Source organism: Ciceribacter sp. L1K22 (assembly GCF_017599385.1).
Taxonomy (GTDB): Bacteria; Pseudomonadota; Alphaproteobacteria; order Rhizobiales; family Rhizobiaceae; genus Allorhizobium.
The window spans coordinates 1,940,295-1,964,035 of the sequence record NZ_JAGFPK010000001.1 but is presented as its reverse complement, the minus strand read 5'-3'; the positions used below and the strand labels follow the sequence as shown (position 1 = coordinate 1,964,035).

The 23,741-nt window shown below is 61.0% G+C and carries 20 protein-coding genes and 1 tRNA gene; 11 read left to right on the top strand and 10 right to left on the bottom strand.

Going from position 1 to position 23,741, the window contains the following annotated elements; genetic code table 11:
* Positions 1–148 precede the first annotated feature (148 nt).
* Positions 149–796, top strand: coding sequence for a hypothetical protein (locus J5J09_RS09850; RefSeq protein ID WP_208549667.1), 648 nt, complete (start codon positions 149–151; stop codon positions 794–796).
* Positions 797–805: 9 nt separating this feature from the next.
* Here the strand turns inward: J5J09_RS09850 and exoR are convergent, their stop codons facing one another.
* The 6 genes from exoR to J5J09_RS09820 form a co-directional block, all read right to left on the bottom strand.
* The gene (exoR, locus tag J5J09_RS09845; protein ID WP_208549666.1) at positions 806–1,597 is read right to left on the bottom strand and encodes an exopolysaccharide production regulator ExoR; all 792 of its coding nucleotides are present in this window, start codon (positions 1,595–1,597) and stop codon (positions 806–808) included.
* 515 nt (positions 1,598–2,112) lie between these two features.
* Entirely contained in the window at positions 2,113–3,336 is a 1,224-nt protein-coding gene (locus J5J09_RS09840) for an outer membrane protein transport protein (RefSeq protein ID WP_246745820.1), read from the bottom strand.
* Positions 3,337–3,698: 362 nt separating this feature from the next.
* Complete coding sequence (locus J5J09_RS09835) at positions 3,699–6,629, bottom strand: valine--tRNA ligase (RefSeq protein WP_208549659.1); 2,931 nt, start codon at positions 6,627–6,629, stop codon at positions 3,699–3,701.
* Between the two features lie 120 nt (positions 6,630–6,749).
* Positions 6,750–7,520: a PopZ family protein gene (locus J5J09_RS09830; RefSeq protein ID WP_208549655.1), complete on the bottom strand. Its 771-nt coding sequence runs from the start codon at positions 7,518–7,520 to the stop codon at positions 6,750–6,752.
* A 141-nt stretch (positions 7,521–7,661) separates the two neighbouring features.
* The gene (locus J5J09_RS09825; protein ID WP_348646436.1) at positions 7,662–9,050 is read right to left on the bottom strand and encodes a TolC family outer membrane protein; all 1,389 of its coding nucleotides are present in this window, start codon (positions 9,048–9,050) and stop codon (positions 7,662–7,664) included.
* 287 nt (positions 9,051–9,337) lie between these two features.
* Positions 9,338–9,991 carry a protein-L-isoaspartate O-methyltransferase gene (locus J5J09_RS09820; protein ID WP_208549653.1) on the bottom strand — a complete coding sequence of 218 codons (654 nt, stop codon included), beginning with the start codon at positions 9,989–9,991 and terminating at the stop codon, positions 9,338–9,340.
* A 252-nt stretch (positions 9,992–10,243) separates the two neighbouring features.
* Here J5J09_RS09820 and J5J09_RS09815 point away from each other — a divergent pair, with 252 nt between their 5' ends.
* The 5 genes from J5J09_RS09815 (at position 10,244) to J5J09_RS09795 (ending at position 15,057) form a co-directional block, all read left to right on the top strand.
* Positions 10,244–11,212, top strand: coding sequence for a glycosyltransferase family 2 protein (locus tag J5J09_RS09815; protein ID WP_208549652.1), 969 nt, complete (start codon positions 10,244–10,246; stop codon positions 11,210–11,212).
* Positions 11,184–11,627: a GtrA family protein gene (locus J5J09_RS09810; protein ID WP_208549651.1), complete on the top strand. Its 444-nt coding sequence runs from the start codon at positions 11,184–11,186 to the stop codon at positions 11,625–11,627. Before J5J09_RS09815 ends, J5J09_RS09810 begins: the two co-directional genes overlap by 29 nt.
* Positions 11,624–13,144 carry a glycosyltransferase family 39 protein gene (locus tag J5J09_RS09805; protein ID WP_208549649.1) on the top strand — a complete coding sequence of 507 codons (1,521 nt, stop codon included), beginning with the start codon at positions 11,624–11,626 and terminating at the stop codon, positions 13,142–13,144. The genes J5J09_RS09810 and J5J09_RS09805 overlap by 4 nt, the downstream gene beginning before the upstream one ends.
* Before the next feature lie 95 nt (positions 13,145–13,239).
* A complete protein-coding gene (locus tag J5J09_RS09800) occupies positions 13,240–13,485 on the top strand; it encodes a DUF982 domain-containing protein (protein WP_208549647.1) in 246 nt (81 codons plus the stop codon).
* Positions 13,486–14,310: 825 nt separating this feature from the next.
* A complete protein-coding gene (locus J5J09_RS09795; RefSeq protein WP_208549640.1) occupies positions 14,311–15,057 on the top strand; it encodes a TylF/MycF/NovP-related O-methyltransferase in 747 nt (248 codons plus the stop codon).
* 315 nt (positions 15,058–15,372) lie between these two features.
* On the opposite strand, the gene J5J09_RS09790 is transcribed toward J5J09_RS09795, so the two are convergent.
* The 4 genes from J5J09_RS09790 to J5J09_RS09775 all read right to left on the bottom strand — a co-directional run bounded on the left by J5J09_RS09790 (position 15,373) and on the right by J5J09_RS09775 (position 19,277).
* Positions 15,373–15,446 (bottom strand) — tRNA-Cys (locus J5J09_RS09790).
* A gap of 106 nt (positions 15,447–15,552) precedes the next feature.
* A complete protein-coding gene (locus tag J5J09_RS09785) occupies positions 15,553–16,872 on the bottom strand; it encodes a HAMP domain-containing sensor histidine kinase (protein ID WP_208549638.1) in 1,320 nt (439 codons plus the stop codon).
* A complete protein-coding gene (locus J5J09_RS09780) occupies positions 16,869–17,531 on the bottom strand; it encodes a response regulator (RefSeq protein WP_208553467.1) in 663 nt (220 codons plus the stop codon). The genes J5J09_RS09785 and J5J09_RS09780 overlap by 4 nt, the downstream gene beginning before the upstream one ends.
* Before the next feature lie 114 nt (positions 17,532–17,645).
* Positions 17,646–19,277 carry a phosphoethanolamine--lipid A transferase gene (locus tag J5J09_RS09775; RefSeq protein WP_246745819.1) on the bottom strand — a complete coding sequence of 544 codons (1,632 nt, stop codon included), beginning with the start codon at positions 19,275–19,277 and terminating at the stop codon, positions 17,646–17,648.
* Between the two features lie 357 nt (positions 19,278–19,634).
* On the opposite strand from J5J09_RS09775, the gene J5J09_RS09770 reads away from it, so the two are divergent.
* The 5 genes from J5J09_RS09770 to J5J09_RS09750 all read left to right on the top strand — a co-directional run bounded on the left by J5J09_RS09770 (position 19,635) and on the right by J5J09_RS09750 (position 23,597).
* Positions 19,635–20,810 carry a site-specific integrase gene (locus tag J5J09_RS09770; protein WP_208549635.1) on the top strand — a complete coding sequence of 392 codons (1,176 nt, stop codon included), beginning with the start codon at positions 19,635–19,637 and terminating at the stop codon, positions 20,808–20,810.
* A 226-nt stretch (positions 20,811–21,036) separates the two neighbouring features.
* Positions 21,037–21,252 carry an AlpA family phage regulatory protein gene (locus J5J09_RS09765; RefSeq protein ID WP_208549633.1) on the top strand — a complete coding sequence of 72 codons (216 nt, stop codon included), beginning with the start codon at positions 21,037–21,039 and terminating at the stop codon, positions 21,250–21,252.
* A complete protein-coding gene (locus J5J09_RS09760; protein WP_208549629.1) occupies positions 21,249–21,512 on the top strand; it encodes a hypothetical protein in 264 nt (87 codons plus the stop codon). Before J5J09_RS09765 ends, J5J09_RS09760 begins: the two co-directional genes overlap by 4 nt.
* Before the next feature lie 119 nt (positions 21,513–21,631).
* On the top strand, positions 21,632–21,892 hold the full coding sequence (locus tag J5J09_RS09755; protein WP_208549628.1) for a hypothetical protein: 261 nt from the start codon (positions 21,632–21,634) through the stop codon (positions 21,890–21,892).
* Positions 21,864–23,597 (top strand): DUF3987 domain-containing protein, encoded by a 1,734-nt coding sequence (locus J5J09_RS09750; protein ID WP_208549627.1) that lies wholly within the window; start codon positions 21,864–21,866, stop codon positions 23,595–23,597. The genes J5J09_RS09755 and J5J09_RS09750 overlap by 29 nt, the downstream gene beginning before the upstream one ends.
* Positions 23,598–23,741 lie beyond the last annotated feature (144 nt).

Sequence of the window (23,741 nt, the reverse complement as noted above, 5' to 3'; positions counted from 1 at the left end):
CATCGTCACCCCCGGCGTGCGTCGACAGGCTGACTGACGCAACGCAAGTTCCAATCCATGTTCGTTGGCTAGACTACTTATCAATTGCGATCCCTATCGCCGCACCCGCTTGCGCGGCCGGCGGGATCGGCAAACGAAGGAGGCTGGCATGACCGACATCACGTCGATACGCATGAGTTCCGCGCAGACAATGCTGAGGGTCCTGAAGGATACGAACGCCGATTCGCGATCGAGCCGGGACGGATCGACCAACAGCCCGTTGTCCTCGTCCTACCTGCTGCAATCCTTTGGCGCCGGAACGGCTGACGAGACCGAGGAAGACATCTTCTACGGCCGGTTCGAGGCGCTGCAGGCCTCCGTGACCGAGGCGCAGAGCCAGGTGGAGGCAGAGAGCACCTCCGGCATCGGATCGAAATCCTTCATGACGGCTCTCAAAGCGCGGCTGGAAGAGCTCAAGGCCACGCCTGACGGCAAGGTGAAGGCCGAGGAGATGCTTGCAGCGCTCGAGGCCGGAACGCTGACAGTCACCGATGCCGCGGCGGGGGAAACGATAAAGGCCTGGGATGTATCGGCGGATAGCGAGGCCGGGACGACCAGCAAGCCGACCGAGGAAACGGACGCAAGCGGATGGTCCGACTTTCTGCGAGACCGGCTGACCCGTGGCAGCAATGCCACCTATCTGATCGGGCCGAACGGTGCCTATGTCGACAAGGTTAGCGGCGAGAGCGCCTATTTCGGCACGATCGGCGAGACCTACGCCTATCTCAGCTGGCCAGCGACGGGCGCCAGCGCCTAACGACTCGGATCATTCGGCGCCGTCGACCCGCGGCGCCAGCGCCACGGCCACCCGACGGTCGTCCTCTGTGGCGACCGAGAAGGCCTGTTCCTGCAGTTCCTGCACCCAACCGCAATCCTTCGGCTCGCACTTGTCGAGCGCAGCGGTCATGAAGGCGAGGCCCTGGGCGGTCTGCCCCTCCTGGAAGATCAGATTGCCGAACACGGCCATGGCGCCGCCGTGGCCATTCTTACGGGCGACGTTCAGCCATTTCTTGGCCTGCTTCACGCTTGCCTTGCCGCCCTCGCCGACGAGAAGCATCTGGCCGAGCTGGAACTGCGCCTCGGGCACGCCGAAGGTGGACGCGACCTGGAAATAGATTTGCCGCGCCTGGGCGAGATCGACGCCAACGGGCGAGCCGGGAATGCCCTGGCGGAAATACTGGGCAAGCGACATCAGCGAATAAATGAAGAAACCGGTATCGTTGGAGCCCGGCTCGACGCCGCGGCTGGCGATCCGCGAATAGATCTTGAAGGCCTCGAAATCGTTCTTCACCACGCCGTCGCCGTCGGCATACATCTCCGCGAGCGCGTATTGGGAGGCCGTATGGCCCTGTTCGGCCGCGTAGCGATAGGCCTCGACAGCGTCCTTCTTCTGGCCGTTCTGGTAGGCCTTGAAGCCGAACTTGAAGAGATCAAATGGGCCCGATTCCTTGGTGACGCCGGCGTTGATGTCGAAAGCGAACGCGCCTGTCGCCGACAACAGACACAGTACCAGAGCCGTAAACGAACGCACCGGCCGTATTAACCCCGTATTTACCATAGTTCCGTATATCTTTCGTCCACTGACGGCGATTGGAAGACACCGTTGCCCATCGGTCTTCCACGTCCCGTACCAATAGTCGCGCAAGTCGATGAACAACCCGTTCACGCGGCCCGCGAGATCGCCACCGGCAGCCTCATCCGATCCGATCGCGAGCCGAGGCTAGCGCTCTTTTCGGGCGAGACTGCGGCCCCTCGATGGCTCTCGATGTTCCGGCAATCGTGGAAGGTGCCGATCCGCGGCAACTTACAGATTTTTCGGGTTTTTCGTCCCTACCGGCAAATACCGCGAGCCCAAGCGGCCGACCTGCCAATCCCTTTTTCGACTTCGTTGCTCATTCTGCTGCGCTTTGTTTGTGGCGGGAAATGGACATTTTTCCCGTAGCCCCTGCCGCTCGACAATGTTCGTCGCAGCGTTGCAAAACTGTAACAATGGCGGAGACCTCACCGAACGCCACGCAAAAGAAAAGCCCGGACATGCCGGGCTCTTCGATGTGTATCGGACTGGCGCGTTTCTCAGAACGCGATCTTGTAAGAGCCATTGATCGCGTAGGCCCAGTCACCATTGGCGGTGGCGTCGAAGTCGGCACCGTCGGCGGTCGACTGGCTTCCGGACGTCAGGTAGGTGACGGCCGCGCCGAGACGGAGCACGCCGGGACCAGCCTTGATCTGGGTCCCCGCGCCGAGGGTCCAGGTATCGGACATGATGTCGGCGCCAGTGCCGACACCCTGGTCCCACGTCAGCTGCAGCGCGCCCGAGACGTTTTCGGTGAAGCTGTGGCCGACACCTGCGGTAATGGTCCAGCCATCCTTCCAGAAGAAGTTCTTCTCCTGGGGGCCGATGTTATCGATGTCGTAGTTCAGCGTCTGCAGCACGCTCCAATCGGTCCACTTGACCGAACCATAGGCCAGCCAGCCCGGCGCGATGCCGCTCTGCAGGTTCAGTTCGAGCGACTGCGGAAGCGAGCCGCCGCCGGTGGAATCGAACTGGGTACCGACCGGAACCCCGAAGTAACCGGCTAGACCGGCGTTTTCGACTGTAAATTTCCCCGATGCCTTGTGCTCGACTTCCGAGCGGTACATCAGTTCGGCACGAAAGGCATATTCCTTAATCTCATAGGCAGCACCGATTCGATAACCGAACGCGCTGTCGTCCTTGAGATTCAGGGTTCCGAAGTCCTTGGATTCCGTATAGTCGAACGACTGCAAGAAGACGCCGCCCATGGCGTAAAAGTCGCCCGGCCCCGCGGCAAAGTTGGCGGCGCAAGTGCCGCCGAATTCGTTGGTCTTGAACTCCGAAGTAATGACGGCGTTACCACCCAACGCCGCCGTGAGTTGAAGACCGGCATAGCCAGGGTCCGCCGGATCCGCAGCGGCGAATGCGGCAATATCCGCGTTTCTGTCAGCAGCCTGTGCCTCGTCGCCATATTCCGACTTCGCGCCGAAGGGCTGGGTGTAGCTCACCACGCACGAGAAGTTGTCGCTCATCCGCCACTTCGCGGCGAAGGACGGGATAACATAGTCCTCCGTGTAGCGGTCGTCCGTCGCGCTTACGCCGCCGATCGTATCGTAGTCCCGGTGCGGCGATACGTAGGTCGCCCCGCCGCGCACGACGAACGTGCCGTCTTCATAGAGAAGATCCGTGTCGGCTTCGCCGCGCGTGAAGCCGCCGGCATTGGCTGCGGATACCAGCGCACAGGTGCCGAGCAGGCATACCGCAGTTTTCTTGATGATGTTCATGGCCATAAGTCTCCCCACTCCAGGCATTCGATTTTTGCATTGTAGCCATGCGGAAACGAGAGACAACAATCCGCGTCCACCCCATATTTTGGGTTGGAGAATTAAATATTTACGTAACATGTTTGACGGGCACGTAAGAAATCATTCGATATAGAATATTTTTTTATCCACGACAGCGAACACGCCTAAATTTGAAACAAATTGCCGCCGGTTTAGCCATGTGTCGCAGAAATGCGACAGTGCGGGAATTCGCATGGTGCAGCGCAACGTGCTGATCCCTCGGAAATTTTAGCGTCGTACGTGCCGCTCTCAAGAAACCGCCGGTGGAATGATCCACCGGCGGTTCCTGTCTCGATGGCCGGTCAGGAGGCGTCGCGGACGCGCGACAGGGCCTTTTCCAGCGTGGCGCGCTGCTGCTCCAGTTCGGCGTGCCGTTCGCGCTCGGCGGCGACTACCTCCGGATTGGCATTGGCGACGAACTTCTCGTTGGAGAGCTTGCCGGCGATTCGGCCCATCTCCTGATCTACCTTGGCAATCGCCTTTTCGAGACGCGCGGTTTCGGCCGAGAGGTCGATGAGATTGCCGAGCGGCAGGCAGGCGGTCGCCTCGCCGACAACGACCTGGGCGGCCCCCTTCGGCGCATCAGCGGCGAGCGTGATGGCATCGACGCGGGCGAGACGCTTGATCGCGGCATCGTGGCGGGCAAGACGCTCCTCGGTCGTGCCATTGGCGCCGACGACGATCAGCGGCGCGGTGGCGCCGGGTGGAACGTTCATCTCGGCCCGCGCAGAGCGAATGCCCGAGACGAGGTCGATCAGCCAGTTGACATCGGCGGCCGCAACCTCGTCCATGAAGACCGCACGCGGCCAAGCGGCGTGGCAGAGCAGCGTGTCGCGTTCGGTCCCCTCACCTGCCGTATGCTGCCAGAGTTCCTCCGTGATGAACGGCATGAACGGGTGCAGAAGCTTGTAGATCTCCTCCAGTACGAAGGCGGCGCAGCCTTGTGCCTCGGCCTTGGCGTGTTCGTCGTCGCCCATGAAGACCGGCTTCAGCAGTTCCAGATACCAGTCGCAGAACTGGTTCCAGACGAAGCGGTAGAGGCTGCCGGCAGCGTCGTTGAAGCGGTAGTTCTCGATCGCCTCGGTGACCTCGTTGCGCGTCCGCGCAAGCTCGGTCAGGATCCAGCGGCTTGTGGCGAGCGTCGTCGTTTCCGGCAGGAACGTCGGATCCGCCTTGACGCCGTTCATCTCGGCGAAGCGCGTGGCGTTCCAGAGCTTGGTGCCGAAGTTGCGATAGCCGGCGATGCGGGCCGGATCGAGCTTCACGTCGCGGCCCTGGGCCGCCATGATCGCCAGCGTGAACCGCAGTGCGTCGGCGCCGTACTCGTCGATCAGTTCGAGCGGGTCGATGACGTTGCCCTTCGACTTCGACATCTTCTGGCCGTTCTTGTCGCGAACGAGCGCATGGACATAGACCGTATGGAACGGCTCGACCGGGTTGCCGGCCTCGTCCTTCATGAAATGCAGGCCCATCATCATCATGCGGGCGACCCAGAAGAAGATGATGTCGAAGCCGGTGACGAGAACGCTGGTCGGGTAGTAGCGCGCCAGTTCCGGCGTCTTTTCCGGCCAGCCGAGCGTCGAGAACGGCCAGAGCGCGGAGGAGAACCAGGTGTCGAGAACATCCTCGTCACGCGTCAGGATCTCGCCGGGCTGGAAGTTCTCCAGCTTCTCCTCGACCCAGGCCTTCCACGGACCCTCATGGGCGATGTAGTGCTGGATGGCGGCGTGCAGCGCCTCCTCCTCGGTCTTCTCGACGAAGACCTGCCCGTCCGGACCGTACCAGGCCGGGATCTGGTGACCCCACCAGAGCTGGCGCGAGATGCACCACGGCTCGATGTTTTCCATCCATTCGAAATAGGTCTTTTCCCAGTTCTTCGGGACGAAGTTGGTGCGGCCTTCGCGGATCGAGGCGATTGCCGGCTCCGCGAGCGTCTTGGCGTCGGCGAACCACTGGTCGGTCAGCATCGGCTCGATGACGACGGCCGATCGGTCGCCGAACGGCTGCATGATCTTCTTGGATTCGACATAGGGAATGTCGTTGCCTTCCGCGTCCTTTGTCGTGACCGCCAGGCCTTCGGCGTTGATGGCATCGACGATGCGCTTGCGGGCCTCGTATCGATCAAGGCCGCGATACTCGTCCGGAACGAGGTTGATGCCGTCGACTTCCGCTTCGCCGGGGACATGGCCGGACTTCGCGATGTCCAGCGCCTGGGCGGCATAAACGGCATAGGGCTCGCCGTCGTCGCGCATTTTTGCGCGGGTATCCATCAGGCGGTAGAGCGGGATATTGTTGCGGCGGGCGACCTGATAGTCGTTGAAGTCGTGCGCGCCGGTGATCTTGACCGCGCCGGAGCCGAAGGTCGGATCCGGGTATTCGTCGGTGATGATCGGGATCAGGCGGCGATGCTCCTTGGGGCCGACCGGGATTTCGCAGAGCTTGCCGACGATCGGCGCATAGCGCTCGTCCGACGGATGGACTGCAACCGCACCGTCGCCGAGCATGGTTTCGGGACGCGTCGTGGCGATCGAGATATAGTTACGCTCTTCCTGGAACGTGACGTTGCCGTCTTCGTCCTTCTCGACATAGGTGTAGGTTTCCCCGCCGGCGAGCGGGTACTTGAAGTGCCACATGTGGCCGTCGACTTCCTTGTTCTCGACCTCAAGGTCGGAAATCGCCGTCTCGAACTTCGGATCCCAGTTGACCAGCCGCTTGCCGCGATAGATTAGGCCTTGCTTGTAAAGCGTTACAAAGACTTCGAGAACGGCCTGCGACAAACCCTCGTCCATGGTGAAGCGTTCGCGGGACCAGTCACAGGAAGCGCCCAGCCGTTTCAGCTGGTTGAAGATCAGCCCGCCGGACTCTTCCTTCCACTCCCAGACTTTCTCGATGAAGGCCTCGCGGCCGAGTTCGCGGCGGCTCATGTTCTCACCGACCTCGGCAAGCTTGCGCTCGACGACCATCTGGGTGGCGATACCGGCATGGTCCATGCCCGGCTGCCACAGAACGTCCTTTCCGCGCATGCGCTCGAAGCGGATCATGATGTCCTGCAGCGTATTGTTGAGCGCGTGGCCCATGTGCAGCGAGCCGGTCACGTTCGGCGGCGGGATGACGATCGTGAAGCTCTCCTCGCCCGGCTTCTTGTTTGCACCGGCGCGGAAAGCGTCCGCGTCATCCCAGGCCTTGGCGATCTTCGGTTCGACCGCGGCGGAATCGTAGGTCTTTTCGAGCATTTCGGACCAACTCTCTGATTTTGATTGTTGCGGCTTTAAAGCCGGACAGGCGAGCCGGAGTCAACAAGAAAGCCGCCCCGGCGACCGGAGCGGCTGATCGTCTCCCGGCAATGCGGTTTCTTAGCGGCGCGGTCCGCGGGCCACGCGTTCGATCTCTTCGCGCACCAGGCGTTCCACCAGCGTCGGCAGGTTGTCGTCGAGCCACTCGCGCAGCATCGGGCGCAGCATCTCTTCCGCCATCTCATCGAGCGAACGCCGCTGTTGTCCGTCGACGACGGCGGCAAGCTCGCCGAACGAGCGGGCGACGAGCGCGCCCGATTCCGCCGACAAAAGACCGGATGCAGGGGCGGTCTCTTCGATCGCGTCCGACCGCTCAGACGCCGACGGCATCATCGCGGGCTGCGAGGACATCGAGAAATCCGGCTGCGGAGCGCGCGGCGCGGGCTCGGCCGCCGGCATCGGAGTGCGCATGCTTGCAAGCCGGCTCGGCATGGCCTGTGCATCAGGGGACGGTTGGATTTGCGGCTGAGCCTGCGGCTGCGGCTGGCGCGATGCGGGCACGGCCGGCTGATAATCCTCGCGCTCGACGGTGGCGCGGACGCGCGCGGCGAGATCGGCGAGCGACACGCTGCGGGCCGGCGTTTCGGCAGCGACGGCCGGCGCCTGCATCGGCGCGGCTATCGGCCGGTCGTTGGCGGCATAGAGTTCGGCCGGGGCGTTGTCCTCGTCAATGGTCAGGCTGATCTCGTCGTCATACTGCTCGTCGTAGAGCGGCGGCACGGACACGCCGAGGCTCTTTTCGGCGCCGGGATCATTGCTCTCGATGATCTTGCGGATCGATGCGAGAATTTCTTCCATCGACGGTTCACGCGCTACACCTGGCTGGGCCATTCCTATCCCCGTTCTAGTCCGAAGGCACTCGACCGGCTACGACCGGCTCACGAATCGGTTCACCGTAGGATACCGCGACCGCGAAAAAAATCACGCCCACACGTTTTCCCGGGCGTGATCAACAGTTTTCTCCGCCAATGATCAGGGTACGTCGACGGTGCGAAGGCCGAACCACATGTCCTTGACGGCCTCGTAATGCGCTTCCGCCCGATACTCGGCCACCTGCAGATCCTGGCTTTTCACCGTCAACTTGCCAGTAGCGGCGAGAAGCGAGTAGCTGGCGACGACGGCGTTGCGCTGATAGGCGACCAGGCTTTCCTGGGCCTCGAGAACAGCCTGCTGCGCGTTCAGCACATCGAGCGTCGTCTTCTGCCCGACATTGCGCTCCTCGATCACGCCCTGAAGCGCCTGGTTGGAGGCGGAAATCTGCTGGCGCGCAGCGCGAATGCCGGCCTCGGCCGCTTCCATCTGCGCATAGGCCCCGGTGACCTGCTGCTGGATGGCGGCCCTGACGGAATCGACCTGCATGCGCTGGGCGCCCAGCGTCTCCTTGGCCTTGCGGATGTTGCCGTATTCCGCGCCGCCCTGGTAGATCGGCACGTTCAACCGCGCGGTGATGGTCGCGACATCGGTGTCCGGGCTCGGCGTGCTGAAGAAGCCGTTGTTGGTCGTTTCGTTGGTCCAGTTGCGCGACACATTGCCCTGGATGACGACGCCGGGCAGCAGGCTGCCTTCGGCCGACTTGACCTGATAGCCGGCGGCATCGACGGCGTAGAGAGCTGAAAGCACGGCCGGATGTTCGCGAATGCCGGTCTGCACAGCGACGTCCAGCGTCGGCGGCAGCGCGCGGGAGGCCGGCGCAGGCTGCTTGACGCCCGTTGGCGCCGTGCCGACGACCTGAACGTAGACGGCTTCGCTCTGCTTGAGCGATGCCACGGCGCCGGTCAGGAGCGCCTGGGCAGCGGCCAGCTGGGCCTGGGCCTGGCTGACATCGGTGCGGGTTCCCTCGCCCACCTGGAGGCGCGCATTGGCGGCATTCAACTGTTCCTGAAGGAAGCTCAGGTTCTTGCGGCGGATGGCAACGATCTGCTGTTCGCGCGCGACGTCGGCATAGGCCTGGGCGGCGGCGAGCAGGATGGAGATTTCCTCGGCGCGCAATTGCTCGCGGCTCGACGCAACACCCGATTCGGCCGCCTTCACGTTGTAAAGCGTTTGAAAGCCGTCGAATATCTGCTGGGTGATGGTGATACCGATACTCTCTGTCTGGTAATCGAAGCCGTCGCCACCCTTGATATAGCCTCCAACGGAATTGGCAGTGGCACTGGCACCGATCTGCGGCCGCATGGCCGCCTTGGCGATCGTCACGTTCTCGTCCGTGGCGCGAAGCTGAGCTCGGACGGAATTGAGATCAGGATTGTTCCGATAGGCCTTGGCCATCGCGTCGAAGATCGTTTCGGCCGACGCCAATCCGGGCGCAAGGATCATGCAGGACGCCATGGCAGCGAACATGGTGCGGCGAAGAATCGACACAGGCTGAACTCCAACTCCCGCTCGCGACATCATTCACGAGCCAATGCGTCCGAAACCCGGACTCCCCCAAGGCACCGACAGCGGGCAGCCTTGTCCGCGCAAGCTCGCCCAGCTCGCGCATTGCCTTAGCTTAAACGGTGCGGGTGCGCCTGCAACATCGGGAACAGGTTGTCCCAGTGTAAATCAACACGACGTTGCGCAAACGCCACATCCCGGACAAAGCGGAAAACAAAAGGCAGCCCGCAAGGGACTGCCTCGACAAAGTTCACAATGAACAGGTCAGTCGTTCAGAAGACGAACTCGGCGGCGCGGCGAAAGCCCGGAAGCGGCTTCACCGAGGTATTGAAGTGCTCGCTCTTGGAATAGCTTTCCCCGGCGCGGACCAGAACGGTCGCGCGGGCGGCATTGCCGTAGCCGACCACAGCGACCAGACGGCCGCCTTCGCGCAGCTGCGAGATCAGTGCCTCGGGCACAATCTCGACCGCACCGTTGACGAAGATGATGTCATAGGGCGCTTCTGCGGGGTAGCCGGCTTCGAGCGGACCGGTGACGACGGCGACATTGTCGCAGCCGAGCTTTGTCAGGGTTTCCGTGGCGCCGGCAGCCAGGGCCTCATCGCTTTCGATCGCGACCACCGAACCTGCAAGCTGCGACAGAACCGCTGCCGCATAACCTGCGCCGCAACCGATCTCCAGAACCACATCGTGCTCACCGATCTGTGCGAGTTGCAGCAGCTTGGCGAGCGGCGACGGCTCCATGATGTAGCGGCCGGGCGCGATCTGCATGTCCTCGTCGATATAGGCGAGCGGCTTCATCGCGTCGGACACGAAGGCCTCGCGCGGCACCGACAGGAAGGCCTCCAGCACCGAATGCGCCGTGACATCGGTGGTCCGGATCTGGTTGTCCACCATCTTGATGCGTGCTGCCTGGTAATCGATCATGTCTTCGCCCGTCCTGAAGCCCGGTTTCATCCGTTCGTGTCTTAGTTCGACGCGGCAGGCGTTTCAAGTCGCAGCGGCCCTGATGTGGCAATTCTCCCCCGCCGGAATTTCAGGGCGCCCCATTCAAGCTATTCGCCGGTCCGAAAGTAACCATAAAGCAACGAGACAGAGACCACAGCATTGATATTTGCCAGATATTGATGACTATCCGGACCGAAAAAAGACGGCCAGGTATCGATCAGAGAATCGTTTATGAGCGAAGTGATAACAAAGACCCCGTTTCTCTCCCTGGTGGTTCCGTTCTACAACGAAGAAGAAGTTATCGACATATTCTTCCCGACGGTCGTCGCCGAACTCAGCAAACTGCAGCTGTCCGGCTTCGAGATCGTCTGCGTCAATGACGGAAGCCGCGACGATACACTGCCGAAACTGGTTTTCGCGGCAAGCAAGGACCACAGGATCCGGGTTGTCGACCTCAGCCGCAACTTCGGCAAGGAAGCCGCCCTTTCGGCGGGGCTGAAGGAGGCGCGCGGCGACGTCCTTATTCCATTCGATGCCGATCTGCAGGACCCGCCATCGGTGATAGCGGAGATGCTGCGGCATTTCGCGGAAGGCTATGACGTCGTGCTGGCCCGCAGGGTGGACCGGTCATCCGACTCGTTCCTGAAGCGGAAGACCGCCTCGATGTTCTACTGGGTCCACAACCGGCTCTCGGATGTGAAAATCCCCGAGAACGTCGGCGATTTCAGGCTTATCTCGCGCGAGGTCGCCGACGCGATCGCGGCCTTGCCGGAGAATCGGCGCTTCATGAAGGGTCTGTTCGCCTGGGTCGGCTACAGGACGATCACGATCGACTACACACGGGAGCCGAGGGCCGCCGGGCAGACGAAGTTTTCCGGATGGAAGCTCTGGAACTTCGCGCTCGAGGGGCTGACGAGCTTCAGCACCGTACCGTTGCGGATATGGACCTATCTCGGCGGCCTGCTGGCGCTGTTCGCCATTCTCTGGGCGGTGATGCTTTTGGTGCGTACGCTGATCTTCGGCATCGACGTCCCCGGCTACGCCTCGATCGCCGTCGCCGTCTTCATGCTCGGCGGTGTCCAACTGATCGGGATCGGCGTGCTCGGCGAGTATATCGGCCGGATTTACATGGAATCAAAGGACCGGCCGGTGTACATCGTGAGAAAAAGATATGAAAACGCCCCGCCTTCCCTTTCGTAAGCTCATTTCGTTCGGGACCTATGCAGTGGTGGGGGCCATGGGCACGGCGGTGCACTACGTCTTGCTCATCCTGCTCGTGTCCGGATTCGGCGTCCGCCCGACCAGCGCGACGCTGGCTGGCGCTCTGGCCGGAGCGCTCGTCAACTTCATCCTCAATTCGATCGTCACCTTCGGCGTCAGGCCCTCCCTGTCCGTCGCGCTCCGCTTCCTGACGGTTGCGGCGGCCGGCGCGGGGCTGAACTGGCTGGCGATGTATCTGCTGAACACCATTCTCGGCGTCGGCTATCTTGCGGCGCAGGTGGTCGCAACGCTCGCCATCCTGATCTTTACCTATGTCGTCAACGCAGCCTGGTCGTTCGGACCGCGCGTCGCTGTCGGCGGATCGCTCCCTGTCACAAAAGGAAAGACGCCATGACTTCCGAGCGGCCCCTCAAGCGATCTACATTCCTCGCCGCCGCCGCAGTCATACTGCTCGTCGCCCTGGTGCTTCGGCTAATCGGGCTTTCCCGGTCCTTCTGGCTCGACGAAGCCTACACGTCGTGGTTCTCGGCCCTGCCGCTGCGGGAACTCTGGGGGGATGTACCGTCCTACGAGACGCATCCGCCGATGTACTACACCATCGTCCATCTCTGGCGCATGGTGGCAGGGTCGAGCGACTGGGCGCTGCGGGCACCCTCCGTCATCGCCGGCGTGCTGACCGTTCTCCTCGTGCTTTTCTCCGGCAGGCTTTTGCGTCTAGGCCCGAAAGGCGATGCGCTGTCGCTGGTCGGAGGGCTGCTGCTCGCCATCAATGCCGGTCACATCGACCTGTCGCAGACCGCCCGGCCCTACGGCATCCAGACGCTGACCGCCAGTATCACGCTCATGGCTTCACTCGTTCTGCTCCGCCTCTGGAGCTCGGAGATCTACGGCGCCCGGTCACGATCGGTGGAGTGGATGGCGGCTGTGGCGATGGCTGTGTCCGGCGGCCTTACACTCTGGCTGCACAACACCTCCGTCTTCATCACGCTCGCGATCTGGGGCAGCCTGTTCGTCTGCACACTGCTGTTCATGCGACGGCAAATCGGCCACGTCTTCGTCGTCCTGCTGATCACCGGCGTGGGCGCGCTGGCGATCTGGGGGCCATTCATCCCCACGCTCGCAGCCCAGAGCGCGGCGATGTCAAAGATGTCGTTCTGGCTCACCTTCGAATGGTGGCGCCTCGTCGAACTCGCGATCATGGTCGGCGGCGGAAAATATGCGGTCATGGCGACCATTCTCCTGGCGGCGGCCGGAACGGGCGCGCTTCTGCTTGGTCCTTACCGCAGCTTCGCCGTCCATCTCGTCGTGGTGATCGCCGTGCCGGTGGCGGCCATGGTGCTGCTGAGCCTCCTCTCACGGCCCGTCTTCCTGCCGCGGCTCCTGCAGTGGATAACCCCGGCTTGCCTGATGCTGGCCGCGACCTGCCTCATTCTGGTGCCCCACCGGCTGCTCCGCATGGCGCTCGTCGCCGTCACCGTCGGCCTGACGGGTGCCGCCCTGCCCCGCTATTACGCCTCCGAAAAAGAACCGTGGATTGATGCAACATCCGCGCTCTCCGAACGCGCAGAGCCCGGCGATGTCGTGATCGCCTTCCCGAACGAGTTGCTGACCGTCTTCGACTTCTACAGGGACCGCGTTCCCGCCGGGACGACGGTCACCTATCTGCCGGGACCGTTCCCTTACCGCGACGCCAACAGGGTCTTCATCGGCAATCTCGGCGCGCCGCGTCTGGAACCCACCGATGCCGAGACGGTTCGCGCTGTCGCCGCGCGTCACGGCCGGGTCTGGCTCGTTTATCGCGGCGAGACCCTCTACGATCCCACCGATATCATCCGGACCACGCTCGGCGGCATCAGGACGTTGAAGAGCACCGATATCTTCGGAAACATCACCATCGAACTCTACGAATGACGCACTGCCGACCGGGGCGGTCGGCGAGGATTTTCGATGCCGGCTGTCTGGAACCTCTTGCCTCCTGCGGAGTTCTTGCCGCCGGAGAACAGATCATGCCATTCGACAGAGACTTTCACGCACCCATCATCATCATCATCGCCGGCGCGCGACATGTCGTGCGCTCCGTCCGGGAAGCCGCCTGGCTGCTGGCCGATTGCTGGCCCGATGTCGGCTGCCAACGCTTCCGCGCAGCGCTCGCGGCCTGTGCCGCCGCGATGGAAGGTCGCCTCGCCGCCGCCAAGGCGCGTCTTGCCGTCGTCGAAGCCGCCCGCGCCGCCGGCGTGCCTGTCCTGGGCTGATTCACACGCTGCCGAGCCGACCATGTTGGCGGCATCCGGTCAGCGCAGCCGTCAGGAGGCGACGCCACAAGACGGCGTGTCGAGAACTATTATCTTGGAAAAGGTTGGAGGCCTCGCCCGGAATTGAACTTGGCAAGGCTGTTTCATGTCAAAAAGGCGAGGCAGCAGCCGCGGCGATCGGACTCGATCTCTCTCATTCGGGAGATATACGATCTCCGCGGCAATTTCGGCACCCGCAACGAGGTGCGCAACCCAGGTGAGGGCCGCTAATTTCCCAAGGTGAAATGAGCCATCCAGCCGCCATCATCCACCAAACCCGATACCATCCCGAATATTTGTGGCATCGCCCAGCCTCATAAGTACCGCTCGCGTGGTCGCTGTGTCGCATCGTGGACCACGGTCCGCCGACGCGAAGATACGGACCGGATGAAGATTAATCTCTAGATTTCAATCGACGATAGTCGGCGACTCAGCGTTTCGCCACAATCGATGAGGACTGGCGCGGTATTCGCAACAAAATGAACAACCCGCTAGCGAAAGCACCGGCTGTTCGGCTTCTGACTGTGAAGTCAACGCGGTCACTAAGGCTATCCAACCGAAGGCACTGCCCGTGATAGTCACCGGTTTGAGCGAGACCGAGAAATGGCTGACGGCACTGTAGGCCAAAACAGATCTACCCCCCTCCAGCAAATAGGCCCCCCCACTTTGGGCATGCAACAGAGCGCGGAGCCCCATCCTGAGAACATCACTATTCGATTGACTGTAGACTGGTGCAACATAACCAGCTAATCGGAAGGAATAGCTGAACGCATGAGGAGAGGGGTCATGTTTTACTATCGCAAAATCGGCGAAAAGAATTTCCCGTTCACCGATCTACACGCCCACGACCCACACAATGCCAAAGTGCATAGAGAGTATGAGCTTCAACGGCGAATGGACGATTTTTACTATAAAGCGTTCTCGCTCATTAGATATAACAGAGTGCCAGGCGATTATCTTGAGTTTGGATGCGGAAGCACAATTCGCTCGTTCCGTTTTGCGTTGAAATACTCTCGCTTAGAGCCGTTCGAAAATCGACGCCTTTTTGCCTTCGATAGCTTCGCCGGCCTCCCCGAGGTCAGCTCATCGGACCATGAACAGTGGAAAACAGGATCAATGGCGGTCAGCGTGGACCAATTCAGGGAGGTTCTTGGCCATTATGACGCCAAAGAGGGACGCGACTTCCATACCGTTCAGGGTTTTTTTGACAAGACACTCGTTGGCCACAAACCGGAGGAATACGGACTGAACGCTGCGGCATTCGTACATGTCGATTGCGACCTCTATAGCTCGACTGTGCCTGTGCTGGAGTTCATCACGCCGCTCCTGCAACCCGGTACCGTCCTTTCGTTCGACGACTGGTATTGCGAAAACGCAGATCCCCGACGCGGTGAGCAACGAGCGTTCAATGAATGGCGAAAAAAGTCGGGCAAGAAATTCCGGCTAGATCCGTACCATCAGTTCGGTTGGCACGGAATGTCATTCATCGTGAATCCGGCGTCTCCACCAAGTTTCCTGAAGTCGTTTGGATAACGTCGTAGTCTCGACATGTATGACAGTCTCGTGCCGGTGATCGATCTCGGCTTCTGTGCCGCTTGTTACACAAAACACCGCGCAGATAAGGGTCCCCCCCACGTAAACACTTCTTTGATTGCAAGAACGACAGACTGAGCTAGTAGATGATCTCCGCCACAAAGTGCAACTTATCAAAGTTGGTGCTGACGACTTCGCCTGACCCGAAAACATGAGATAAAGCACCGATGCGGCGGACGCCGTTAAACCAAGCAGATTATTAGCCTTTCTCAAAGCTGCAATAAAGCAAGAATTACTGCATGTCTTTTGAAAGGTTGGAGGCCTCGCCCGGAATTGAACCGGGGTACAAGGATTTGCAGTCCTCTGCGTCACCACTCCGCCACGAGGCCAACCAGTCACATAAAAGCGAGCGGTGACGGGCGTTTAGAACGAAACCAAAAAGCGTGCAAGCCCCTTCGGTGGCAATGCGATCTTTTTTCGCATCGCATCAGAGCGTCAAAGGGTCACCCTCGCCTCGACGCCGTCGGCGCGACCGGGCGCGGGCGAGGACAGGGTTAGCTTGCCGCCCATATGTTCGAGAAGACGGTCCACGATCGCGAGGCCCAGACCGGTGCCCTGGCCGCCGGTGTTTCCCCGGGCAAACCGGCGCCTGACCGCGACTAGGGTGTCACGCGATACAACCGGGCCGCCATTGGTAATGCGTATGGCGTCCCGCTCAAGCACGACGCCCACCTCGCCCGCCCGCTCACCATGGATTAGGGCATTCTCGATCAGGTTGCGGATGACAATCGCAAAGGCGTCCGGATCGACGGCGCGCATCAACTCAGCCCCGGCAGAGCGTTCGTAGCGAACCAAACCGCGCCAGCGCGCCGTGCGCTCGAAATCGCCGACCACCATGTCAAGCGCGGGAACGAGGTCGGTCACCCTATCTGCCGCGCCGATCCCGGCTTCTGCCCGGGACAGCTGGAGAAGCTTTTCAGTCAGCGTTGCGAGACGTGTCAGCGACTGCTGGATCTGGACGACCCTTGCCTCCTGCGGTGTTGCCTGAAGCTCGCGCAGCAACAGCTGGGTCTGCGCCAGCGCTCCGGCCAGAGGCGTTCGCAGTTCATGCGCGCTGTTTGCGGTAAATTCCCGCTCGGCATCGAGCGCAGCCCGCAATCGCGAGAGCATCAGGTTGACGGATGCGCCGATCGGCTGCAGTTCGCTGGGCAGATCGCTGACACCGACGGGATCGAGATTGCCGCCGTCCTTGGCCGATATTTCCGCCCTCAGGATCTCGACCGGTACCATCGACCGGCGGACCACGCCGAAAACCACGAGAATCCCGAGAGGAAGAAGAAGCACGATCGGCAATAGCAGCGTAGCCGCGCTTTCCAGCGTGGCCTCGCGCCGGTGCGCCAACGAGTCGGCGACCTGGACGAAGGTGTCGCCGATGGCGATCGTGTAGTAACGGTAATCGCGGTCCTCGAAGAAACCCGCCACAAGCGGAATGTCGAACGCGGCGGAATGCTCCGCATGCGACTGCATCAGCACGGCGCCGGCGTGATCGCGGACCTGGTAGACGAGATAGTCGTCCGCCTCGTCTGGAAGCGGTGCGGGCGGACTGATCTTTATGCCGCCGAGATTGGCGGCGACCACCGGGGCCAGACGCGCCGCGGCCTGTTGGAGGCCGCTGTCGAATATTTCGTCGAACTCGCCGCGCATGACGATCAGTCCCAGCCCGGCCGCAGCGAGCCAGAAGACGATCAGAAGCGCGCTCAGCCAGCCGATCAGCCGAAGGGCGATGCCACTCTTTCTCGTGGGCCCCGTTCTCATGGGGCCCGCCCCAGGCGATAGCCGACACCTCGCACCGTCTCCACGGCATCCTTGCCAAGCTTCTTGCGCAAGCGACTGACATAGACCTCAACGGTATTGCTTTCGACCTCCGTGCCGAAGGCATAGAGCGCATCCTCGATCCGATCCTTCGACACCACCGCGTCGGGTCGCGACGTCAGGACGTCAAGGACCGCCCATTCGCGTCCGGAGAGCTGGATGTCGACACCATCGACCGACACCAGCCGGGCGGTGCCGTCGACACGAAGCCGACCGATCGCGAGCACGGATGCCGGACGACCGGCGTGACGGCGCGTCACCGCCAGGATGCGGGCCGACAGTTCGCCGAGATCGAAGGGCTTCACGAGGTAGTCGTCGGCGCCGCTGTTCAGTCCCTCGATGCGGTCGGATATCTGGTCGTGGGCTGTCAGAATGATGACAGGCACCGCGGCACCGGAGTCGCGCAGGCTCGTCAGGAAATCGATTCCCCGCCCGTCCGGCAGCCTGAGGTCGAGAAGAACGAGACCGTAATCGACCGCCGAGACGGCCGCAGCCGCTTCGGCGAGCGTGCGGACATGGTCCACCGCGTGACCGTCATGCGTGACATGGTCCCGCACCGCATCGCCGAGGACTTCGTCGTCTTCGATCAACAGCACCCGCACCCGAACCTCGTCCTCCGCATCCGCATCATCCGGCGAACCTACCAAGCCTTGGGCCATGCGCATAGGAGGGAGCTTTCGGGAGCGGCTTGGGGAACGGCGTGCGACCGTGGGCCGTCAGGCGCCGGCCATGCGGCGGCAGGCGCCGACGAGATCGAGGTCGGATCGCAGTTCTTTTGTTTCCACCTGCATCAGTCCGAGTACGGTGTGGAAGAAGTTATCGTGCGATTGCGGCCGGGCGGCCTCCGCGGCGAGACAGGCCGGGTCGAGCGACGCCTTGGCCTCGTCGCCGAGCCAGAGCAAGAAGGGAACGTGAGTCTGCTCCGGGGGCGCGATCATGTAAGGCGCGCCGTGCAGGTAGAGCCCGTATTCGCCGAGCGACTCGCCGTGGTCGGACACATAGATCATCGCCGGATCGATGCGGTCCTGGCGGGCGGCGAGCTGGTCTATGACGGTCGCGACGACATGGTCGGTGTAGGCGATCGTGTTGTCGTAGGCATTGACGATCTCCTCACGGCTGCACTGGGAAAACTCGGCGCTGCGGCAATCTGGCACGAAGCGGCGATAGGCCTCGGGATATCGTTTGTAATACGCCGGTCCGTGGCTGCCGATCTGATGCAGTACAAGCACGGAATCGCCTTTCACACTGTCCAGCCAGCCGTCCAGTTCGTTGAGCATCACGGTGTCCCGACACTCGCCGTCCTCGCAGTGCTCGGGATCGTTCAGGCCGAAGAACTTGCGCTCGCCGATCCGGCTCGCGACTCGCTTGCTGCCGGTGTCGTTGTCCCACCACTCGACCTTCACGCCCGCATGGCCGAGCACGTCTACCAGATTTTCGCGCGCGAGCCCCTTTGCGTGGCTGTAGGTGGCGCGGGTCAGATCCGAGAACATGCACGGCAGGGAAACGGCGGTCGCGGTGCCGCAGCTCGACGTGTCGGAGAAATAGACGATATCGCGCGCCTGAAGTTCCGGCGTGGTCTCGCGGGCGTATCCTCCGAGCGAGAAATTGGCGGCGCGCGCGGTTTCGCCCACAACGAGGATCGTCACTCTGGGCTTGCGGGAGGTGGTCGAGGTCTCGGCGACCCGGGCATCGGTTCCGAGCGGAGCGGCGACGATATCGCGCTCGTTCTGGCTGGCGGAGACATAGAGCGCCGCGTTGACCAGCGGAATGATCGGGTTCAGCGTATCGAACCAGTCACGGTGCTCGCGCGTGACCGAGGCATAGATGCTGGCATGGGACAGGCCCGCCATCGCGAAGACCGCCAGCATCGGCACGATCACGGCGACATTGCGGACGAACTTGCGCGGAAAGTCGTGATGCGCGATCCGCACCCAGACGATGAGGAGGGATGGCAGGAGGCCATAGAGCACCATGTGCAGCAGGAAGGCCGGCGTGATGAGGTTTCCGGCTTCGGCCGATGTGGTCTCGGCGGCGTTGCGGATCATTTCGAGGTCGATAATGACGCCGAAGCGGTCGGTAAACCATGAGGCTGCTGCGCTGACCAAAATGATGGCGATGAAGAGCGGCTTTGTGAGGTACTTGACCGAAACGGCGACACACAGGGCGGCGAACGCGGCAGCAAGGCCGATGGCGAGCACCAGAAGGGCGAGCTTCTGATCACCGAGATAGGTCAGCCCCTTCTCCCAAAACGTCCGGTTGGGAACGAATAACAGGTAGGTCGCGGTTGCCAGGCTGAGCGGCACGCTGCCGATGGCTGGGCGACGAAACGGCGAAAAATGAAACGACAAGCAGGCTTCCTCACGATCATGCGGGAGGAGCGCCGGCAGGGCCGGCATGATGTCCGGTATCATGGCATACGGTGCCGCAAGCGGGCGCCCATCCTGGCGGGAAGATCGCAGCAGATGCTGACAGGAACCTGAACGCCGCAAAGCACTGTGCGCCAAAAGAAAAAAAGGCCCGCGCCGCAATGGCACAGGCCTTCATAAATCTGGCTCCCCGGGCCGGATAAAAAACATCAAACATTATGACCATTTCGAAAACCGGACTGGCTTTTTCGCAATCTTTTTAGATACATAGCTTGTCCATATTGTCCCGTTTGCCTATCTAAAGCCGCAGTACAATTGCGGGGAAAAAGAGGGGAAGCTATGGGCGCTCACACTAGAAACGTTCTGACGGTAAAGGGCATATCGAGCAGCAAAGCGGCAAAGCTTCGCGATGGTGGCGGACTGTGGCTCGTGACAAAGGGAAAAGCGCGCTACTGGATCCTAAGCTACACTTTCGGAGGCCGGCGCCGTGAAATGGGTATAGGCCCTCTTCATTCCGTGACGCTTGCCGACGCGAGGGAGCGAGCCGCTAAGGCGCGAGAAATGGTTCGGTGCGGCGTCGACCCTATCCACGAAAAGCGCCAGGCACTTGCCGAGCAGCCGAAGGCAAAGACGTTTGGCGAGTATGCGGATAGCTTTATTGACGCCGCTGTCGCCGCAGGCCGCTGGCGGGGTGGTAAAACGGAAGCGCGGTGGCGGAACATGATTCAAAAACACGCCGCACCGATACGAGACAGGCCTATCGCTGAGGTCGACCTGGAAGACGTCAAGCGCGTCTTAAAACCACTCTGGGGCACAAAGCAGGAGTCGGCTGAAAAATTGCGAGAGTGCATAGAGCGTGTGCTTGATGCTGCGAAGGTCGAGAAGCTGCGGATGGGCGACAATCCCGCGGCATGGCGAGGCAATCTAGAGCATGTGATGCACAAGCCGAACGCTGTCGGAAAGAACCATCACCCAGCAATGCCTTATTCAAACGTGCCAGCGTTCATGAAGAAGTTGTCCGGTGTCAGCGGTGTCAGCGCTCGCGCCCTGGAGTTCGCAATCCTAACATGTTCGCGCAGCGGCGAAGCACGCGGCGCGGTGTGGACGGAGGTAGACTTCAAGTCGAAGGTTTGGACGATTCCGGCAGTCCGTATGAAGGGTGGCAAACAGCACCGCGTACCGCTGTCTCCTCCCGCCATCGCGCTTCTAAAGGAAATGAAAGAGCAGTCTGTGAACGAGTACGTATTTCCAGGTGTGAGGGACAAGCGACCGCTTAGCGACGCATCACTCGCCAAGGCGCTTCGGAGTGCTGGCGGCACTGCTGTTACTGTCCACGGGTTCCGTTCGACATTCCGCGACTGGGCAACAGAAGCTGCACATGCACCACGCGAAATAGCAGAAGCGGCGCTGGCTCATGCTGTGGGGGATGTTGTTGAGCGGTCTTATGCTAGATCAGATGCACTGGACCGCAGAAGGACACTAATGGATACGTGGGCGCAGCACTGCATTGGGTAGATTTTACTTGACATTTCGAACATTCTGATTTATAAGGCGCGCGTTGATTTATCCAATCATCCTTTTGTGCGGGAACTCCCCGTTTGACAGCTAGCGGCTCCAAGCCGCCGGAAGAAGCGCCGTCCGTGTCGGCGCGGCGCATAGCGTCGGTCAAACTGCACAACTTCAAACACCAACCGTGTTCAAATGCGCCAGACTTCTGTCCGACGCTTGAAGAGGAGATTCCATGCAGCACGACAATGACAACACCCCTACCCTCATCTCTCTGAAAGATGCTTGTCGCCTGACCAGCATGAGCAGGACCATGATCAACCGATACCGTTCGGAAGGTCGTTTTCCAATCGCCGTTGAGCTCGGCGATCGACGTGTCGCATTCGTGCGCGCCGAGGTTTTTGACTGGATCAGGTCAAAAATCGCTAGCCGGTCGAAGGTGGCGGCATGAGCAAGACAATGGAAGCTTCTGCAATCCTCGCGCCGATCCAGCCGATTATGGACGCCATCGCAAGCGAGAACTTTCCACCAGACGGCACAACATTTATTGAACTCGCGGAGCAACTGCGCCCGCTACTGGCGCTTGACGTCTGTAAGCTCAACGCGTGCAAAGGTTCTGCAAAGGAGACACGGACAGTCCTGTCGATGCGCGACGAAGCGCTGTACCATTTGTGCGCTCTTGCTCGACATGAGGCGGCATATGCCGCGTAACTCGCGCGACTGTGAAGTGCTGGCCGCGATGCTTGGTTGCGTCGCTTTTGGTGCTGGCGCCGTGATCGTGCTGCAGTGGATCGCAAGCACATCGCAGTAGCTCGAAAAAGGAAAAAAGTATGGAAATTTTATCGATCCGCCCCTCGCCGGGGGGCGGAAACGTTGTTGCGCGCTTTGACGTTCAGACACAATTCGGCGTGCGCTTCTACAACATCGCGTTAAAGCGATCTCCGTCCGGATGGCGAGTGTTCGCACCGTCTGCATTTGGTGGAAACGTCGCTACATTTTCGCACGAGCTAGCTGCCGAAATGGCAAGCGCCGCGGTCGCGGCTATGGGAGGAATTACCCAGAATGACAACATTGCCCATCAAGCAGCATAAACATTACCCCCTGATCGAGACCCTTCATGCACGCTATGGCGGCGAAGTGGATGGGCTGTGGCTGAAGGCCGCGACGATCAAAGGTCAACTGACTGATCTTTACGTCACAGGGAAAGAAGGCGGCGAGATCGTCGTCAGCAAGACGGAAGGAAATTACAACACCAAGGAGCTTTCACTCTATCTCGGCATTGACTTTGACTTGCCGCTTGCGACATTCGCGAAGCGCGCCGCAGACCCTCACGCGAACGACAACAGGCCACCACCGATCGACCTTTGGCAACGAGCCAAATGCCCGCCGCTCACCGTGGAATACCTGCCTGAAGTCATCGGCGAGTTTGCCAGCATACAGGCCGACTTGATGGGTGCGGATCCGGCTGGCCTTGCTATGGCCGCGCTCGCCACCTGCGCCGCCGCCATTCCCGACAGTATCGAAATTCAGCCGAAAGAGCACGATCCATCCTGGCGGGAATCGGCGCGATTGTGGGTTGCTCTTGTTGGCCTGCCGTCGACGATGAAGAGCCCCATCATCAATGCCGCTACGCGACCGCTGAAGGCGCTGGACAAGACTCTGTATCAGCAGTTCGCCGAGGCAAAGGCAGCTTACGACGATCTCGACAAGGATGCTAAAAAGTCTGCAAGTGTCCCGCGGCATACGCGATTGCGCCTTGAGGATACGACGATCGAAGCCGCTCAGGAGGTACTAAAAGACAGTCCCGACGGCGTCCTCTTGTTGCAGGACGAACTGTCCGGCTGGTTCGGCTCAATGGAGAAGTACAGCGGCGGCGGACGAGGTTCTGCAAAAGATCGCGGGTTCTGGCTTCAGGCTTTCAACGGCGGGCCGTATACCATCAACCGTGTCGGCCGTGGCGCATCCATGATACCCAACCTGTCATGCTCGCTGCTCGGTGGCATTCAGCCAGAACCCATCCGCGCCATTGCGAAGGAAATGCAGGACGATGGACTTCTGCAGCGGCTATTCCCGATCATCCTTCGGGCAGGAAAGCTTGGCAAAGACGTGCCGATGCCTGACGTGGTCGGAGAGTATGGCGCACTTGTCGATCGACTTCACGTCCTTCGCAAGCCGCTTCGCGGTGGCATGCAAGAGGTTCCCCTTCGCTTCTCTCCAGCCGCGCAACGAGTTTGGCAGGAGGTTGCTGAGAGGAACCACGACTTAGCGACGGCGTGGGAATCCGTGAATGTGAAGCTGGCCGCCCATTGCGGCAAGTTCAACGGAATGTTCGCCCGCCTTTGTCTTGTTTGGCACTGCATCGAAAGCAAGAGTGCACGGCCTGCGTCGGTCATCAATGAGGATGTTGCAACGCGCGTCAGGGACTTCCTTTATGAGTTCCTCTACCCGCATGCCATCGCCTTCTACACCGACGTAGTCGGCCTTGCCGAGCGCCAGGACGCGGTTCTCGCCACCGCTGGCTACATTCTAGCTAAGGGCCTTCACCGCATCACGCTGCGCGACATGGCGCGCGGTGACAGCATCATGCGGGCCTTGGATGTCACGCAGGCAGAAGCAGTCATGGTGCAACTCGATGCCCTCGGCTGGCTCACCCCAGTTCCCTCGCTCCGAAGGGACAGCAGAGAGTGGTCCGTCGACACGCGCGTTTTTGAGATCTACTCGGAACGCGCAGAAGAAGAGAAAGAGCGGCGCAAAAAAACCAGAGAAATCATCAGAGACGCACTCAAAGTTGCATAGATACTAGAAACGCAAGTGTCCAGACTGTCCCTTGCGCGCATGAGATGTAACCCAAATTAGAGGCTTTTTCTCTCTGATTTTATGTTCGTCTCGCCCGCGTAAGGGACACTTCGGACACTTCATGCCAATCAACAAGAGGAGAGA

Excerpts from the sequence above, each read along its gene's own strand:
- J5J09_RS09850 (WP_208549667.1), top strand. The coding sequence starts at position 149 with ATGACCGACATCACGTCGATACGCATGAGTTCCGCGCAGACAATGCTG.
- exoR (WP_208549666.1), bottom strand. The coding sequence starts at position 1,597 with ATGGTAAATACGGGGTTAATACGGCCGGTGCGTTCGTTTACGGCTCTG.
- J5J09_RS09840 (WP_246745820.1), bottom strand. The coding sequence starts at position 3,336 with ATGAACATCATCAAGAAAACTGCGGTATGCCTGCTCGGCACCTGTGCG.
- J5J09_RS09835 (WP_208549659.1), bottom strand. The coding sequence starts at position 6,629 with ATGCTCGAAAAGACCTACGATTCCGCCGCGGTCGAACCGAAGATCGCC.
- J5J09_RS09830 (WP_208549655.1), bottom strand. The coding sequence starts at position 7,520 with ATGGCCCAGCCAGGTGTAGCGCGTGAACCGTCGATGGAAGAAATTCTC.
- J5J09_RS09820 (WP_208549653.1), bottom strand. The coding sequence starts at position 9,991 with ATGATCGATTACCAGGCAGCACGCATCAAGATGGTGGACAACCAGATC.
- J5J09_RS09815 (WP_208549652.1), top strand. The coding sequence starts at position 10,244 with ATGAGCGAAGTGATAACAAAGACCCCGTTTCTCTCCCTGGTGGTTCCG.
- J5J09_RS09810 (WP_208549651.1), top strand. The coding sequence starts at position 11,184 with ATGAAAACGCCCCGCCTTCCCTTTCGTAAGCTCATTTCGTTCGGGACC.
- J5J09_RS09805 (WP_208549649.1), top strand. The coding sequence starts at position 11,624 with ATGACTTCCGAGCGGCCCCTCAAGCGATCTACATTCCTCGCCGCCGCC.
- J5J09_RS09800 (WP_208549647.1), top strand. The coding sequence starts at position 13,240 with ATGCCATTCGACAGAGACTTTCACGCACCCATCATCATCATCATCGCC.
- J5J09_RS09795 (WP_208549640.1), top strand. The coding sequence starts at position 14,311 with ATGTTTTACTATCGCAAAATCGGCGAAAAGAATTTCCCGTTCACCGAT.
- J5J09_RS09785 (WP_208549638.1), bottom strand. The coding sequence starts at position 16,872 with ATGAGAACGGGGCCCACGAGAAAGAGTGGCATCGCCCTTCGGCTGATC.
- J5J09_RS09770 (WP_208549635.1), top strand. The coding sequence starts at position 19,635 with ATGGGCGCTCACACTAGAAACGTTCTGACGGTAAAGGGCATATCGAGC.
- J5J09_RS09765 (WP_208549633.1), top strand. The coding sequence starts at position 21,037 with ATGCAGCACGACAATGACAACACCCCTACCCTCATCTCTCTGAAAGAT.
- J5J09_RS09760 (WP_208549629.1), top strand. The coding sequence starts at position 21,249 with ATGAGCAAGACAATGGAAGCTTCTGCAATCCTCGCGCCGATCCAGCCG.
- J5J09_RS09755 (WP_208549628.1), top strand. The coding sequence starts at position 21,632 with ATGGAAATTTTATCGATCCGCCCCTCGCCGGGGGGCGGAAACGTTGTT.
- J5J09_RS09750 (WP_208549627.1), top strand. The coding sequence starts at position 21,864 with ATGACAACATTGCCCATCAAGCAGCATAAACATTACCCCCTGATCGAG.